16 protein-coding genes are annotated in these 17040 nt (G+C 39.0%); 8 read left to right on the plus strand and 8 right to left on the minus strand.

Annotation, left to right across the window (positions count from 1 at the left end):
- The first annotated feature begins 30 nt into the window (after positions 1-30).
- Positions 31-1239, plus strand: coding sequence for a tyrosine--tRNA ligase (locus HQK88_06675; protein ID MBF0616485.1), 1209 nt, complete (start codon positions 31-33; stop codon positions 1237-1239).
- A 35-nt stretch (positions 1240-1274) separates the two neighbouring features.
- The gene (locus HQK88_06680) at positions 1275-2039 is read left to right on the plus strand and encodes a 1-acyl-sn-glycerol-3-phosphate acyltransferase (protein MBF0616486.1); all 765 of its coding nucleotides are present in this window, start codon (positions 1275-1277) and stop codon (positions 2037-2039) included.
- A 14-nt stretch (positions 2040-2053) separates the two neighbouring features.
- Here HQK88_06680 and HQK88_06685 read toward each other — a convergent pair whose 3' ends face one another.
- Genes HQK88_06685 through HQK88_06695 form a run of 3 tightly spaced genes read right to left on the minus strand, consistent with a single transcriptional unit; the run spans position 2054 to position 6313 of the window.
- Positions 2054-3589, minus strand: coding sequence for a caspase family protein (locus HQK88_06685; protein MBF0616487.1), 1536 nt, complete (start codon positions 3587-3589; stop codon positions 2054-2056).
- 16 nt (positions 3590-3605) lie between these two features.
- Positions 3606-5309: a hypothetical protein gene (locus HQK88_06690; protein ID MBF0616488.1), complete on the minus strand. Its 1704-nt coding sequence runs from the start codon at positions 5307-5309 to the stop codon at positions 3606-3608.
- 32 nt (positions 5310-5341) lie between these two features.
- Positions 5342-6313, minus strand: a complete 972-nt coding sequence (locus HQK88_06695) for a hypothetical protein (GenBank protein ID MBF0616489.1) — start codon at positions 6311-6313, stop codon at positions 5342-5344.
- A 221-nt stretch (positions 6314-6534) separates the two neighbouring features.
- Here HQK88_06695 and dksA point away from each other — a divergent pair, with 221 nt between their 5' ends.
- From dksA to HQK88_06725, 6 genes are all read left to right on the plus strand, one after another.
- Positions 6535-6972 (plus strand): RNA polymerase-binding protein DksA, encoded by a 438-nt coding sequence (gene dksA, locus HQK88_06700; GenBank protein ID MBF0616490.1) that lies wholly within the window; start codon positions 6535-6537, stop codon positions 6970-6972.
- Positions 6973-7088: 116 nt separating this feature from the next.
- Positions 7089-7343, plus strand: coding sequence for a hypothetical protein (locus HQK88_06705; protein ID MBF0616491.1), 255 nt, complete (start codon positions 7089-7091; stop codon positions 7341-7343).
- 69 nt (positions 7344-7412) lie between these two features.
- Complete coding sequence (locus HQK88_06710) at positions 7413-8591, plus strand: hypothetical protein (protein MBF0616492.1); 1179 nt, start codon at positions 7413-7415, stop codon at positions 8589-8591.
- Positions 8588-9163, plus strand: coding sequence for a Holliday junction branch migration protein RuvA (ruvA, locus tag HQK88_06715; protein ID MBF0616493.1), 576 nt, complete (start codon positions 8588-8590; stop codon positions 9161-9163). The genes HQK88_06710 and ruvA overlap by 4 nt, the downstream gene beginning before the upstream one ends.
- 4 nt (positions 9164-9167) lie before the next feature.
- Complete coding sequence (ruvB, locus tag HQK88_06720; GenBank protein MBF0616494.1) at positions 9168-10175, plus strand: Holliday junction branch migration DNA helicase RuvB; 1008 nt, start codon at positions 9168-9170, stop codon at positions 10173-10175.
- An 18-nt stretch (positions 10176-10193) separates the two neighbouring features.
- Positions 10194-10754, plus strand: a complete 561-nt coding sequence (locus HQK88_06725; protein ID MBF0616495.1) for an epoxyqueuosine reductase QueH — start codon at positions 10194-10196, stop codon at positions 10752-10754.
- Between the two features lie 86 nt (positions 10755-10840).
- On the opposite strand, the gene HQK88_06730 is transcribed toward HQK88_06725, so the two are convergent.
- The 5 genes from HQK88_06730 to HQK88_06750 all read right to left on the minus strand — a co-directional run bounded on the left by HQK88_06730 (position 10841) and on the right by HQK88_06750 (position 17005).
- The gene (locus HQK88_06730) at positions 10841-11041 is read right to left on the minus strand and encodes a hypothetical protein (protein MBF0616496.1); all 201 of its coding nucleotides are present in this window, start codon (positions 11039-11041) and stop codon (positions 10841-10843) included.
- Between the two features lie 269 nt (positions 11042-11310).
- Positions 11311-12969, minus strand: a complete 1659-nt coding sequence (locus tag HQK88_06735) for a glycosyltransferase family 39 protein (GenBank protein ID MBF0616497.1) — start codon at positions 12967-12969, stop codon at positions 11311-11313.
- The gene (locus tag HQK88_06740) at positions 12953-13909 is read right to left on the minus strand and encodes a tetratricopeptide repeat protein (protein MBF0616498.1); all 957 of its coding nucleotides are present in this window, start codon (positions 13907-13909) and stop codon (positions 12953-12955) included. The genes HQK88_06735 and HQK88_06740 overlap by 17 nt, the downstream gene beginning before the upstream one ends.
- A gap of 6 nt (positions 13910-13915) precedes the next feature.
- Entirely contained in the window at positions 13916-14773 is an 858-nt protein-coding gene (locus tag HQK88_06745; GenBank protein ID MBF0616499.1) for a hypothetical protein, read from the minus strand.
- A 9-nt stretch (positions 14774-14782) separates the two neighbouring features.
- On the minus strand, positions 14783-17005 hold the full coding sequence (locus HQK88_06750; protein MBF0616500.1) for a PAS domain S-box protein: 2223 nt from the start codon (positions 17003-17005) through the stop codon (positions 14783-14785).
- Between the last annotated feature and the right edge of the window lie 35 nt (positions 17006-17040).

Here is a 17040-nt window from a genome sequence, read left to right on the forward strand (position 1 = left end):
AGCAGCCGTAACTGTTTATTATATAGCCGCATGTTTACTCCTGACGAACAGCTATCGGAACTCTCACGGGGAGTTTCAGAGATAATCACTGAGGCTGACTTTGTCGAAAAGCTCAAAAAGTCATACGCAACCAAAATCCCGTTGAAAATAAAAGCCGGGTTTGACCCTACGGCGCCAGATATTCACCTTGGACACACTGTCTTAATAGAAAAGATGAGGCAGTTTCAGGAGTTTGGCCATGAAGTCATTTTTTTGATAGGGGATTTTACCGGAATGATAGGCGACCCAAGCGGAAAAAACGAACTGCGAAAACCACTTTCCAAAGAAGACGTACTTGCAAACGCAGAGACCTATAAAGAGCAGATTTACAAAATCCTCTCTCCCGATAAAACCATGATAGTGTTTAACAGTGAATGGTTTTCTCAGATGGATGCTATCGGGATTGCCCGTCTTGGCGCTATGCAAACTGTAGCCCGGATGCTTGAACGAGATGATTTCAAAAAACGTTTTGCCAGCCAAAATTCCATAACTCTTTTGGAGTTTTATTACCCACTGTTTCAGGGCTATGATTCGGTGCATTTGAAAGCCGATGTTGAGCTTGGCGGCACTGACCAGAGATTTAATCTTTTGATGGGGCGAGATCTGCAAAGAACTCACGGGCAGAGGGAGCAGACTGTAATCATGCTGCCGCTTCTTGAAGGGCTTGACGGAGTTAATAAGATGTCTAAAAGCCTCGGTAACTATATCGGTATAAATGAGGCACCTAATGAGATTTTTGGCAAAATCATGTCCATCTCCGATGAGCTTATGCTTAAGTACTATGAGTTGTTAAGCCATAAGAGCGCACAGGAATTGGCAACTCTTAAGGATGCACTAAAGGCCGGCACACATCATCCTAAAAAAGCCAAGGAAGATCTTGCCATGGAAATAGTTGAGCGTTATCACAGACAAGAAGCGGCGCTAAAGGCAAAAGAACACTTTGACAAGGTGTTTGGCGCTAAAGAGATACCGGAGGATATGAAAGAGGTTGTCATAGCATCGGCAGAGCCGCCTTGGATATGCAAAATCATAAAAGACAATGCCCTTGCAGCAAGCACCAGTGAGGCGATGAGAGCCATCAAGCAAGGTGGCGTAAAAATAGACGGCAGAGTAGTTACCGACGCTAACGAAAAACTACCTAAGGGTGAGTTTGTTATAAGCGTTGGGAAGAGAAAATTCCTTAAAATAATCATAAACTAAAGAAATTGTTTCTCTCTCCTTTACAAGTAGAATATTTGCCGTTTGAAAATGGGATTTATAAAACCGAAAAGCACGGTAAAACAATATTTCCATCCCTGTTTTTCTATCCCAATATGGTGCGCACTGTGTATCAGGCAAGTTGGGAGGCTAAGACCGGAATTTATGACAGAAAGAACTCTTACAAAAGTGGTATCACGATTATTCAAGAACTTGAAAAAGTCGGAGTTACCTTTGATGTTACAGGAATAGACAACATCAAAAACACAGAGGGAGCGTGTCTGTTTATTTCAAATCACATGAGTGTAATGGAGACATTTATACTGTCAACATTTATCTGTCCCTATAAGGAGTTAACTTATGTGGTAAAAGAAAGCCTTTTTCGTTATCCCATATTTAAGCACATAATGTTTGGAATAAGGGCAATCTCAGTTGGACGAAAAAACCCAAAAGAGGATCTAATGGCCGTACTTAACGGCGGCTGTGCCGCACTTTCTGAGGGACGCTCAGTTGTAGTGTTTCCACAAAGCACACGAAGCGTGGAGTTTAACGCAGCAGCATTTAACACTATTGGAGTTAAGCTTGCCAGACGGGCTAATGTACCGGTAATTCCGTTAGCACTTAAAACCGACGCATGGGGGAATGGCAAGTATCTGAAAGACTACGGCAAAATAGACCCGAAAAAGGTGGTTCATTTTGCTTTCGGCACACCCCTTGTCATAAAAGGAACCGGCACGGATGAGCATAAGGCTATCACTGATTTTATAGAAGGCAAGTTAAAGATATGGTCGGAGACATTATAAATTTTCCGACTTTTTTATTGCTTTCTCATAAAAACAAAATCGCCACCTACCTCATGACCAGCTTTATCATAGTTTTTTATCATAACTGTTTGTTTATTATTGGTTTTTTTTAATACAACCGGCCATAAGTTAGTAGTTATTTCAAAGGCGGTAAAAGGTTTCTCACCCTTCTTTTTTAATATTTCTATCAGAGCAGAAGCAAACACAGAGTGATTTCCCTTACCTCCACCATCTAACACAGGTTGGTTACCACCGCTTGTTATTACCTGACGCGACTTATTTTGATATGCCGTTTCGATATACTCAGCTATGGGTATCTTCATACGGTAAACGTTTCTTTCTTCAGTGAGACTTCCAGAAAAACAACTGTCGGCTATTAGAAGTATATGGTAAGAGTTACTTTCGGCGAAATCTCTAACAAGGTCATAAGTATTAACCAATGAATTATTGTCCTCATTTCCGTCAACAGGAATCCAATTGTATTGGTGTCGTTTTTTGTCCTCGTCACCATGTCCGGCATAATAAATAAGTAAACTGTCATCTTTGCCCAATGTTTTGTAATATTCAAATATCTTTTGCTCAATATTAGCTTTAGTTGCATTATCTTCAATCAATAGTTCCGTGTTAAATCCATATTTCTCATGCAATATTTTTGCTAATACTTCTACATCATCAACGGCAGTGTCCAATCTTCTATAGTTTTGATAAGTGTTTATCCCTATCAAAAGCGCATAGTAATTGCCTTTTCCAGGTGAAGGAAGTTCTGAAGCATCTTTTCGTTTGATCTTAAAAGTTTGTTTTGTCTCCTGTCTATTTATGTCTCTTGCTGCAACAGTTATTTCATTCTCTCCAACTTTTAACAGAACATCTCTTGCAGTGAATGTGCCATCAGCAGCAACCACAGCAGGCCGATTGTCAACTAATACATATGAAATTCCCGCCTCTGAATTTGCTCTGCCTTCAACTGCAATTCTTGGTTTTGAAACTATGCTGACCCCTCTATCAACTTCAGGCTTATAGATTTCAATAGTGGGAGGAGCGGCAGCGGCAGTTGTTATACTACTACCATCATTGTTGCTGGGTTTGTTGTTGCCGCTGCCGTTACCACCGCTACCGCCAGTGCCACTAGTGTTAATACCACCATTTACGGGATCACTTTGTGAAGGTTTTCCAGCTGAATATCCTGGTGGCTGTCCATTTCTTGAGGAATACAATTGTAAGGTCTTTTGAGTGAGTAAAGATGGGTTAATGTCAACCTCTATTAACACAGTCCATTCACCAGGCAATAACTCTTTCTCTTCAAGTACATTAGGGTGGCCTACCAAACCAATGACATTATTAATGTATCTTTCATAATCCGATGGTGTATTCCCACGCACATAATCTTTAAGCAGTCTCCAGCACAATTTCTTTAATGCCGCAATTGTTGCATCTTTAACAGCCAACTGTGGAGAGGAGCCATTACCATCTGCCGTTGTTTTCTCGGCAGATAGTTGTAATGGGATAGCAAGAATCACTATCAAAAACAATATCACTCTAAGTTTTTTCATGACTCCACCCTACTTCTTATCCCTCTGTTTTCTTAGCTTTTCTCTTCTTCTTACCGGTTTTTGATTTTACGGTACTTTCTGTACTATCCTGTCCACCCTGCAATTTTGAAAAATCACTCATATCTGCCATATCCATAACCGGCTGTTTGTACACTTTGCATTGCATTGTTTCCTTTGCAGGAGCAGTTATATATTTCTTTTTCAAGCCCACATTCACTACATGATCAATGTAATTCTTGTATTGTGCGACAAAATCCTTTTGCGCTGAAACTCCTGAAATTATTGAAAATACATAACCTGGATAAGAGGTCAACCTGCTAAAGAGGAGTTTAGCCCTTTTCTCAGCAAGGCTTGCTGCCTCCTCCTTACTAACATTTGGATGTGTCATCGTAATTAGTTGGGAGACAGAATTTATAGCAGCAGTCGGATTGGTAACTACAGGGATTAAGTCTTTTATGTCAAAAACAATAGCTGCCGTTAAAAGAGTGGTCATTACAGTTGTAGAATTAAGAGAACCATCAATATAATTGATCAACCCCTGCATTTTTTGCGCAAGTATAGCTTTTTGCTTCTGAGACTCCACATCATTACCTGTGAGATGTGTGTTTACGGCTTCTTTATAAAGCTTGCTTCTGGTTTGCAATATATTTTTTCTGTCATTTTCAAGTACACTGAGGTCTTTCTTTTTAACCTCTAATTGTGATGTATCAACTTTCTTTGCTGATGATTTATCGGAAGAGGCTGTCTCAGCCTGAGCCTCCATTTGTTTAATCTCACCGGTAAGCTTATTGATAGCATCGTTCTTAGAGTCAAGATCAGCATCAGCCTGTTTAATGTCTTTTGTAAGCGAGTCTGGCAAAATCGAATAGAAGGCATCTTTAAATGTTTGATGAGCATTGACACCCTTTACAACTCTGAAGCACTTGGTGTCTACCTCAACATCTTTTTTTGATGAAGAGTATTGATGCACCACATCCTCAAGTGGTTTTGTAAACAGTTCACACTTTAATGTTTTAAGGTTCTTATAGTTACTCTTGCAAAATTGTGATTTAACATCATAATCTGTCTCATACTTAATATTAGGATATTTCAAGTAGCAACCTGACGGTATGGCACTGATTACAGATTTGTTATGAGATAAGTTATTAACATAATTTTCAACTACATTTAGGGCAGCAAACTTTTTGACAGAAGATATCTTCCCAGACATAAGGTCTGTTCCCATTGTCATAATTCCCCCAACACCGTTAAGAGATTCTATGATTTTTCTGACTGAAAACAATTTGTAAAACGTATAATCGCTTTCTGCGGTTTTGGCAAGAGCCAAGGAATAATCTTTGAACCCTTTTTGACAATCCCCCGAAGTTCCCGATGCTATACTTCCTGTCAAGTTGTTAGTCTCCTTAAACTCTGTAATAAGACTTGTCCATGGGTCATCGCCTGTAAATTGTATCCTTGTCATAAGAACGTTATTCATTATCAAATTAGTTGCCAGTACATCTCCAAGTAAAAGGTCAAGCTCCAGGCCAACAATTGGATTACTTAACAATACATTCATTTGAGCATCACCGGTACTGCTAACGCCTCCCGTACCACCAGCTGGTCCTTCACTTTGTCCCAACGTTGACCCCGCACCTTGCATACCACCACATGATGACATGGATATAACCAATATACACACAAACAGCACCTTCATAATAGTTAAATACTTATTAAACACAACATTACCTCCCTGATTTATTAAGTTTTAGTCTATCGGACATCATTGTTTATATCTATCTCGATGTAACCCAACTGCTTCTTTATGGTATCAAGATCCTTTTGGGCATGATTAAAACTGGTATTTGCCGGGTCAAGCCGGACAGCGTTAGCATAATATTTTGAAGCTCTGATAATTATACTCCGGTACTCCACAGCTCTTACACCTTTGGACGAACATTCTATGGCAACTCCCATATTATAATTAGCTTTGGCATCATTAGGATTAGCAGCTAAATGTTTTGTCAAAAGCTGCATTGCTCCTTCACAATTACCGTTATCAAGCATCGAGGCTGACTGCCTTACTGCTCCGTCTCCTGTCTCAACAGGCCGGAACCTCATCTTTTTTACAGGAACAAATTTCTGAAGGGCCTCCTTCACTGCCTCTTTGATTGCCTTATCCTCCAGAAAATCAAAGGGTTTTAACCGACTCGCATTGTAGGCAGGTTGTTGATCAGTTGCTTCTTTGGTGATGGGTTCACCTGAGGAACAGTCATAACCATCAGCTCTGACTATATTAAATGTAGCCTTAAACCTGACTGTTCTCTTTACTCTCATGCTATCGCTACTATCATTGCCAAGCTGGCTAAAGTCATGTATTTTCACCTTTAGCATATGGTGTTTAGTGCCAGGTTTTACTTCTTTTTCGGTTGCTATTGCTGCACTTCTTCTGGTTTCACCTAGTACTGACCTTATATAACTCAGAATAATGCTTAACTTGCTTTTAGGAATTTTACCTGTTTCATCTGTAATAGATTTCTCATTTACAGTCAGCATAGCAAGAGTTGATTCACCATCCTTTTGACATGCTAAAGCTCCCTGACTGTCTGAGGCAAGCTCCCACACTTCAACATTAATTCCTTCAGCACCCAGAGTTGGTGTTGGTTGTACAGAGGCGCAACCGGAAAACATCACTAACGACATTAAAACAAATACAGAGACATAAGCTGCCTTTCTCATACTCATATAATTCCTCCCACAATTTTGTTTTACTAATAGCTTTACTTCGCCTGTTCTAACATCTAGCATGGTAAAAAACACTATGGCACTTAGGTCACATAGTATGCGCTTAATGTACACATGAATTAAAATAAAAGTCAAGTATTTTTTTTTGTATTACATTTTCAATCCCTTGCTTGACTAAAAATATTCAAATCTGTTAGCATTAATGATAAATACCAAGTAAGATGGAGATACAGTTAGTGGAAACTCTAAATAATCGTGATAGCAGGAAACTGAGCAGAGATGAGCAAAGGAGGAGGTCGAAAAGGCTTGAGGAAATCCTCAAGATAAGAAAGAAACTTGTAAATATGAGGTCGCAGTTAATGAACGAGGCTGAGGCTGCTATAAATAACGTGCCGGATACGTTGACTTTCCCTGACCTCGGAGACCAGGCAAGTGCTGAGATAGACAGGAATTTTACGCTCAGGCTCAGGGAGCGGGAACGAAAGCTCTTAAAAAAAATAGACAAGTCACTAGAGGATATAGAAGGCGGCAAGTACGGATTCTGCGAAACCTGCGGTCAGGAAATAGGGATTAAGAGACTTGAGGCAAGGCCGGTTACAAGCCTTTGCATTGATTGTAAGGTGGAGCAGGAGGAAGAGGAGAAAATGAGGGAGGATTGACCTTTATCACTCCATTCATAATGTATGTCACCTTTTGGTACTAATTTAAAGTGTTACGCAAAATTTAGTGCCGTAGCTTATTGTTTTAGTTTGTGTTTTTGTTTGGTATTCTTTTAATGAAACAGCAAGACTTCAGCAACTCACTGCGCCTTTTAAAGGTTAAGTACGGTCTCAGGTTTGTGGTGAGTAAGGTACTGCCCGGGCACATAGTACTCATAGTCCTTAACAGAAAGGCTTTTGATTCTTTTACTTCCAGGTTTCTTACTGATGAAGGGATAAAGGACTATACTTACGATAGAGATGAAAAATTGGCCTCTTTTTACTTAAACGGTGTAAAGTTCTCTTTGCTTGGGAAAGAGGGCTGTGGTTGATGTTAGAATATGGCGGATGCGGTCAGCATTCAGAAAAAAACATAGCAATTGTCAAAGGAGCATGGTTTTATGCAGTTTAAGAAAATCCCTTTATTTATCTTTGTTTTAATAACAAGTAGCATTTTGCTTATCAGTATATCACAGGCTGAAAATAGAAAAAAAACATACAGCCAAAAAGAAATCGAAGATATTGAAAAGCAGACTGAAAAACAACTTGATAACAAAACTACTAAAATTAATCCTCCGTCTAACCCAAATAACATCACAGTAAAACCAGAGGTCAATGCCATAAAAACACCGGCAGGCAATATTACAAAAACAACCGTTAAACCAGCCGATAATATCACTAAAATCACAGTGAAATCCCCTGATAATGTTACAAAAATCATGGTAAAACCACAGGACAATTCAATTAAAACTCCGATTCAGACGGTATCTGTAGAAGATGTGGGGGGCTCTTTAGATGGCGAGACAGCAGAGATTCGGGTGTCACATTCTAACCTTTTAGCATTTGCCTCCCTTCCTGATGAGCCAGCCTCTTTTTATCCTGAGCTAAAACGCGGGAAACTTGCATACGGACTTTTAAATGTTCTGTCCTCCCTTACAAACGATAACTCAACCCCGCTTTCATACCTGACTGCCCCGCTCCCTAATAGTACTATTAAAAAGGACAGCTTAACAGTGGCTGAACTCTTAAACAGAGCCTCAAGTGAAATACAAGAGGCTGGTCTGTCTGTGCAAAGCGGCATTACGAAACCTTATGTACTTACCAGAGGTAACGATTTCTCTCTGTGCCCTGCTGATGGAGGCACACTGTACGGTATTTTTATCGGAGTTCAAACGTACAAAATGGATACGTCAATGGTAAACTCATATTCAAAAAATGATGTGCTTGACCTTCAAAACTCCATATCAAATCTTTGCTCCAACACCAGCATCCACGTTTTTGTTGACGACAATGCCACAATAGGCGGCATTTATGAAAACCTTGCCAACATCAAGCAGGTGGCTGGGAAAAAGGATTCGTTTTTATTTTATTACTCAGGTTTCAGCTCAATCAGAGACGGCATTGGATATATGTTTTTAGCCGACACTATAAATGACAAAGTGTTAATAAAAAACACGTCTCTGGATTTTAACTCACTTTTTGATTTCAGCCAGACTTTGAGAGTGTCAAACATAATGTTTTTTGTGGACACGGCAGCCCTTGTCCGTGAACTTCAGGTGATACAGCAACAACAACCATGATTGGCTCTTTAAGAGGAAAGTTAATATCTAAAAAACCAGTTAGTATTGTTATTGAAGCAAACGGAGTGGGCTATGAAGTATCTGTGCCGATAAGTGTGCTGTCGTCGCTTCCGGATGAAGGCAGTGAGGTCTTTGTATACATCTACACACATGTACGCGAGGATGCGCTACAGCTCTACGGGTTTATACATGAAGAGGAAAAGGGTATTTTTGTTAAAATTATAAATATTTCAGGGATAGGACCCAAAATAGCGCTAGCCATACTTTCAACAATAACCGTGGAACGATTCAGAAAAGCCATTGAGTCTGAGGACACAAAAACGCTTTCAATGGTACCTGGTGTGGGAAAGAAAATGGCAGCCCGGCTTGTACTTGAACTTAAAGATAAACTACCCTCTCAGACAGGAACGCAACCGGATGACGACTACACAGACACAATTTCGGCTCTCGTCAATTTGGGCTATAAGCGCTCTGACTGCATAAACGCAATTGAACACATCAGTAAGCGGGGTGTTAAGGATATTGAATCAGTGTTGAGAGAATCCCTCAAATACTTGTCAAAGAGTAACTGATACGGTGTCTGAACGAACAATAGAGTCTGTAGCACTTGATGATGATACGCTTTTTGACCGCGCACTAAGGCCAAAGAAGTTTTCAGAGTTTGTTGGACAGGAGCGAATCAAGGAAAATTTAGCCGTGTTCATAGAGGCAGCGAGGCAGCGTGCTGAGGCTCTTGATCATGTCCTGTTTTGCGGCCCTCCGGGACTGGGTAAGACCACATTTGCAAACATCATAGCAAACGAATTAAAGGTGGGGTTAAAGTCAACATCGGGGCCTGTGCTTGAAAGGGCCGGTGATCTTGCAGCAATACTAACAAACCTTTCAGATTTCGACATCCTCTTTATTGATGAAATCCACAGACTGCCCAGAGCAGTTGAGGAGATACTGTATCCGGCGATGGAGGATTTTAAACTGGATATTCTGATAGGCCAGGGCCCAAATGCCAGAACTCTAAAATTAAACCTGCCGCGGTTTACCCTGATTGGGGCAACCACAAGGACGGGTCTTTTAACATCTCCGCTTAGGGACAGGTTTGGCGTGATAGACAGACTGGAGTTTTACAATCATGAGGAGTTGGTTATGATAGTGAAACGATCGGCCTCAATTTTGCTGGCAGAGTTAAAAGATGATGCCGCATTTGAAATAGGACGGCGTTCAAGGGGCACACCGAGAGTGGCCAACCGGCTGCTTCGGCGGGTACGTGACTTTGCCCAGGTTAAAAACAATGGGGTGATTGACCTAAATATTACCCAATTTGCACTTGAAGCGTTAAACATAGATGGACGGGGGCTTGATGATATGGATAGAAAGCTTCTAAGCACGATAATAGAGAAATTTGGCGGAGGCCCGGTAGGAATCGAAACTCTGTCGGCTGCCGTTAACGAGGATAAGGATACGATAGAGGATGTCTATGAACCGTATCTTTTGCAGGAAGGTTTTATAGAGAGAACACCTCGGGGCAGACTTGCTGCACAAAGCGCCTATGAACATCTGAATAAAACGCCCCGGAGCAGATTATTTTGACACCGTCAACGATATAACATGAATACACTGGTTCATATCTGCTGTGCCAACTGTGCCACATATCCGATAAACGCATTTACAGAGCGGGGAGTTGATTTCACAGGTTTTTGGTATAACCCCAATATTCATCCGCTTACCGAATATGGACTGCGCCTTGAAGCGCTCATGGCACTTCAGAATGCCTGGAATTTTAAGGTTATCTATGAAAACCGTTATGAATTAGAAACTTTCTTAAAAATGGTTTTAAACACTGAGGGTAATCGCTGTGAAAAGTGCTACAAGATGAGGCTTGAGGAAACTGCAAAGAGAGCAAAGTCTCTAAGTTATCAATCATTTACAACAACGCTGCTTTACAGCATCTACCAAAAATTTGACACAATAATAGACACAGGCAGGGAGCTTTCGGAAAAGTACGATATAGAGTTTTATGAGGAGGATTTTAGAATTTGCTGGAACAGAGGGATTGAGTTATCCAAATCATTGTCCCTATACAGACAAAAATACTGCGGTTGCATATTTTCTGAAATGGAACGTTATGCTAAAAAGATGAAAGTTAAATATGAGGATTTTTTAAACTGAAGCTTCAAACGTAATACCTTTTTCCTAACTACTACGACTCAAGTTGATACAAATTATTATTTTGTCCCATATTGTTCAGGATGTTTTTAGTATTCTCTGGTTAAAATCCGCTGTGAAGATGCCCCTTCTATTGCCTTTATGGCTATATCTTTTATTTGCAGTACTGCGTCATTGCCCTCTGATACCAAGTAGCAGTCTAAAATATAATATAAAGAGGAGATTACCACGTCGCTAACGCTCCTCGTAATGACGGACAGGGACATCCATGCACAGCCACACGCCGTCATTGCGAACCCCCGCAGGGGGTGTGGCAATCTCCTCTTTTGAGCGCAACTTGGTATTATACCAATTAGCCGTCAAAAAAATAGATTAACAAAAAACGAATAAACCACAGATAAACACGGATGAACACAGATTATGATTATTTAATTTATCTGTGTATATCTGTGGTTAAAATTTTTTCTGAGTGCAACTCGGTATTAATTGCTTTTTCAAGTTGTGATGGGAAGGATTCTACCTTTGATTTAATGCACTCATAACAATTTCGATATTTTTGTCACATAAACCAAACAAAATTCTTATCAATGCCGTCTTTTTCTTTTAGTATTAGTATGTATTCATCAGAGGTTGGATTATAAATTTTAGCATCCTCTCCCAGCACATAAAGATATTTACCATTTTCAAGATAATTGAATACTGCTATTTTTTCATATCTGCGGTTGAGATTTCTCTGAAGCCACTCAAAGATATACATGGGAGAGTTGTTACGCGGGGCCCATGATTTATACAGGTGGCAAAACACTATAAGTTTAGGGGGATTTGTCATAAGCTCTTTTATTAGTTCTTTTTGCATACTAATGTTTCCAGGGTGGATTTCCATAAGCCCGTAGGTATATATATAGCCGGTAGATGACACTCTGTCAGCTAAAAACAGGATTTCAGGCTCTGAGCCTAACACTGCAATCTTGTCGCTTTTAGATGTATTGGCTTTGATAACATCGGCAATCAGAGGGGTTTCATTAAAGGGATTTTTGTTATAAATTTTGTGGCTGATTATCGAGAGGGGCAGTTTAAAAAAATAATTTCTGTCAGTCCAAAATCCGGCAGCAGCGATTAGCAAAAAAATAATCAGAGCTGTATTGGGAAGTTTTAGTTTTTTTGTTAAGAACGTACTCAGGGCTTCAATTGCTATAGCAATGAAAATAACCACAGCCGGAAGCAGTATTATAAAGTAGTGAGGCGCAAAGTATAGCCCCGCTGATACGGCAAACAAAGAAAAAAACATAAGCAAATTGATAAAAACCTTTTTCCACATCGCCAATTTTGTAAAGAACTGTAAAATAAACCCAAACAGCGCCGTTAACCAAAGCAGGTAAAAACCTTTCAGAACATTTGGGATTATGATTTTAAGCCTTGGAATGGAGGAACTGATAGTTTCGTTTGATACATATGTGTACGCATAGAGAAATGTCCAACGAAAAAAGTTGTTGAAGTCTCCATTGGCATCAACCCACGCGGTAACTAAAATCAGAGGGAGCAAAAACGCAGCAATGAGAGTGCATAGCCTTAAAAGCACATATTTAGCGTTTTGTTTGGTGTGAAATAGCGTATGGTATAGGAAATATGCTATGGCAAAGCAGAAGAAATACATGCCGTGTTGCTTCATTAAAAATCCAATTCCAAGGAAAACCCCTGCAGTAAGAAAAAATTTGTAAGTTTTATTTTCTAATGCAATAAGCAAGTAATAAATCCCGAGAGTGCAAAACAGTACGACAAGGTGAGTAGCGTGAAAGGCAAATCCATAAAATGAATAGTGGAGAGTTAAAAATCCATACGACATGGCTGAAATTGCTCCAACTGTCGGATTAAACAGGCGTTTAACCAGTGCGTAGACAACCAAAATTGCGGCAAGATTAGATATAAGAAACCCAATATGGATACCTTGCACGGTTTGGCCAAATATGGACATAAACAGTGCATAGACCAAAGCCGTGCCGGGTAGTTTCATGGTGTAAGCATACTTATACGGCTCAAGGTTATTAAGAATTAACTTCGCTATATAGGCAAATTCGCCCTCATCACGCTCTAACGGGAAATCCAGAAACCTGATTCTAACCGCAATTATTAAGACAAGTGCAATAAGGAGCGTGAGCCATGCGTAAAGCTCAGAGCGATTGCGTCTAATATCTAAAAACGGACTATCCCCCCTGACCACTTTTTTTCTTTAACTCGTTAATGGAATCAATCGCGTTTGTCGTTTTAGTTTTATCAACTTCATTTCCTAACTCTGTATTCAACCTTAAACTCATGTAGTAATGATCGAGGGCTTTGTCATATTCGCGTTTATTCTGATAAACCATTCCTATTTGATGGAGATTTGTTGCAATCCCTGATTTATTTTCTAATTCCTCACAAATTCTTAAACTTTGGTTATAGTGCTCAAGGGCTTTTTCATAATCGCTCCTCCTATGATAAATTATTCCAATTTGTTTGAGTGAGTCTGCAACACCAACTCTGTCACCTAATTCTTCTGCTATTTTCAGACTTTTGTTATAATGATAAAGAGCCTTATCGTATTCGCTATTTTCATATAACGGCATTTGCTTAAAATCAGAGACACTTTCGTCAATTTTAGTTTGGAGGTTTGGTTCTTTGATATTGAAAGTAAAAACACCGGAGCGCCAACTCCACATATTAGGAGCATTAACGGCAAAACCTTTTACGTCTTCTTTAACCATCCATAGTAACAGAGAAGCTTTGCAAACATTTCCAATGTTTTCTCTGTGAATTTCAAATCCTCTTATATACCAGTCAGGATTTGTTGCAATTAACCACTTTTCATGGTCAACCATGTTTATTATTTTAAATTCTTTGCTCGCTTGTTCAAGGTAATCTTCAAAGGCAACGAAAGAGTGCTTTGTTATTTTCGGCTTGAAAACAGTTGTCCTTTCATCAAAAAGCTTCAGTTTTTCTATCATGAAATCTCTGTAGTTAATGTCATTGAACTCAACAATAATAAGCTGAAAACTCTTGTTGGCTTTTATGAGCATCGTTAGCTCTTCAAAAGCCTCAACATGCTCCGGTAACAGGCCGTCATATAAATCCGCCGGATTTATTTCCGTTTCAGGTTGAATTTCAAAAGTTACAACTGACACTCTAACCTACTTTTGTAAAACGACGTTTTTATATTCATCAAGAGTTCTTACAACAGGATGGGATTGAAGCCATCGCCCACCATCCTCATATTCCAAAAGGGCAAGATTAAAAATCACTTTCCTCTTATCTTTTAACTTATCTTCAGTGCCTCTTACAAGATCATTAAAAGCACGGGCATACTCAGAAAAAGAGTTTGAAATAACCTGTCTTAAACTCACTCTGTAGGATGTGCCATATCTGATGGAATTTGTCAGTTTGGCAAATATTTTAAAAAAGAAGGGCACCTCCCCTTTTGCCTCCGCCCCTGCCTTTAGCTCACTTGCATAGTCTTGTGTTTCTTTACTTTCTTCAATTTTTTCTTTAAACCAATCGTTAAGCTTTGCTAAACTTTTCTTATCAGGGGTTATATTTTTTTCGGCTAACTTTTCAAATAGTTTTTTTGCAAGGGCTATCAAAACATCTTCATATTGTAAGTTTTGAAGGTCTAACTCCATAGTTACATCAAGAAAAATAACAAAATACAAACCATCTTTGTCAGTTTTATCGGAAAATCGTTTTAATTCCGTTGACTTGCCAGAACCCCAATGCCCGCCGAAAAAAACGTTCTCATATTCAGGATACTTTTTTAAGGTCAAATTTGACTGGTCCGAGGAATCAATGCCAAGTGAGCTAAACAACTCGTCAAAAGAGAAATCACCTCTAACTTTTGTGGAATCAACATACAGCTCACTGTCTGCATCAAGTGGCTCATTAAACTGGATATTAACATCCCACTTACTTTTAGGCGGCTCGTATGCCATGATTAAAATTATAGCATGATTTACAGATTTCCGGCAAAAAGCCGTAAGCATTGTATAGAGCACAAAGAAAATCTACACATTAAATTCTAATGTAAATACTGCCACGTCCAGTATATTCTTTGCATGCAAGCTACCGCCTAAACTTTCCTCTATTATCACTTTAGACATATAAAGGCCAATACCAGTGCCTTTATCTTCTTTGGTTGTAAAATAAGGCTCAAAGATTTTGTCCATTATTTCCTCAGGGATTCCCCCTCCATTGTCACTAATCTCTACTTTCAGTAAATTATTTTCTTTGTAACAATCAACCCCTATCATCCCATCTGCGCTCAATAGTCCTTTATCTCTTCTTTCTATAATAGCCTCAGTTGAATTACTTATTATATTTAATAATACATGAGCTAATTGATTCTTATATGTTGTAATTAGAGTACTGTCACATGGTATTATTTCTGAATAATGCCTATATATATTATTATGGCAATGACATGTGATTTTATATGATATCAAGTGGTTTTTGAGTTGCGCTGAAAGCAGTGAAAATACTTCTCCTACAATATTCATAACATAAAATGTTTCTTTTTCTTTTGACGGTTTAAGGAAATTTCTGAATTCATCTACCGTCTTTGACATGAAATCAAGTTGTTCCAGTGTGTTTTTTACAAGATTGTCAATGTAATCTGCATCAAGTTCTCTATACTCATAAACATCTTTCAGATCCTGGACAATAAGCCCAAGAATATTTAACGGCTGCTTCCATTGATGTGCTATTACTCCTATCATCTCACCAATGGCAGCCATCTTTGATTGTTGAATTAATAATTGTTCTTGTCTTCGAAGTTTCTCTTGTGAGAGCTTTCTCTCTGTCATATCACGAAATATGCCTTGCATGAGTCTTTTGCCGTTAATATTTATAGGGCTTGCAGAAATTTCAACGGAAACCGTACTGCCGTCTTTTCTTAACACCTGCGTTTCTATGTAATGGTGGCAGTCTTTCTTTGCTGCGTATTGAAAATTGTCAATAATATACCCAAGTTCATCCTGTTTATGAATGTCTGTGTATTTCATAAGAAGAAGTTCCGATTTATCATATCCCAGTAGCTCAACAGCCTTTTTGTTAGCATCCAGCAGATTACCCTCCACGTCGGCTATCAATATGGCATCACAAGCATTTTCCATCAACGCATGTGATATCTTTTCCGACTCAAAAAGAGCCTTCTCTATACGTTTTTTCTCGGTAATGTCTTTGATAATACCACCGGTACCTAAATAGTCATCTTCTTTACATCTTATAACTCCCAGTGTGCCATCAAGTTCTGAGCTTTGTTTATTGATGTCGAACCTGTATATGCCGTAGCTGGATACTTCTGCTACAATCGCATTGTTTGGCAAATCAGGATTCTTTGTTTTAAGATGAACCTCAAGGCCGGAGGTTTTTCTTTCAACATTTCTTCTTTCGTCAAAAAGCTTGGGTGTTTCTGAATTACCGGTTGGTTTTCCGATAAAATGCGGCAAAACCTCCGCTCTGCTTATATTTTTCACATCATTCGGATGGAAAATTTTACTGAAATGCTCCCCTATCAGTTCCTCTGGTTCATATCCATAGTTGCGTATGCTGTCATTTATAAAAGTGAATCTGCCGTCAATATCAATCTTATAGATTACATCAGGTACGGTTTGAACAAAAAACTTAAACATATTTTCGGATTGTTTGATTATATGTGTCTGTTCGATAAGTTCCTCGTTAAGTTTTTTAAGAGCATTTCTGGACTCCATGATTTCCTGATATTGATGAATGACGTTTTCATAGGTGGCAATAAGAAGATTGAATACTTTCTTATAATTTGAATAAATTATACGGGTTGCCCCTTTGTAAGTTACCTCAAATCCCTCACCGTTTGTTGTATCATCGCATGGAATATCGGTATTTATACATGATTCAATTTTAGAGATAAGATATTTCTCATCATACGGCTTTGTTATGTAATCATCTGAAAGTGATTCAAGTCCTTCTATTATATCTGTGACGGATTTTAGCTCGGTAAGCAATATTACAGGAATTCGTTTAATATCCTTATTATTCTTAATCTCACGGCAAAGCTCATAACCGTTCATTACAGGCATAACAACATCGCTTATTACAAGGTCAGGCATGGTACTTAAAGCAAGCTCAAGGCCAAGTTTGCCATTTGATGCGGTAATAACACCATAACCATGCTTCTGGAGAATGTGTTTTAACGCTACCGCCTGTGTCATAGAATCTTCAACAACTAAAATTGTTCCTTTACCCGCCATTAATAGCACCCCAGTACATAAATTCTTAATATATA

Source organism: Nitrospirota bacterium (assembly GCA_015233895.1).
Taxonomy (GTDB): Bacteria; Nitrospirota; Thermodesulfovibrionia; order Thermodesulfovibrionales; family Magnetobacteriaceae; genus Magnetomonas.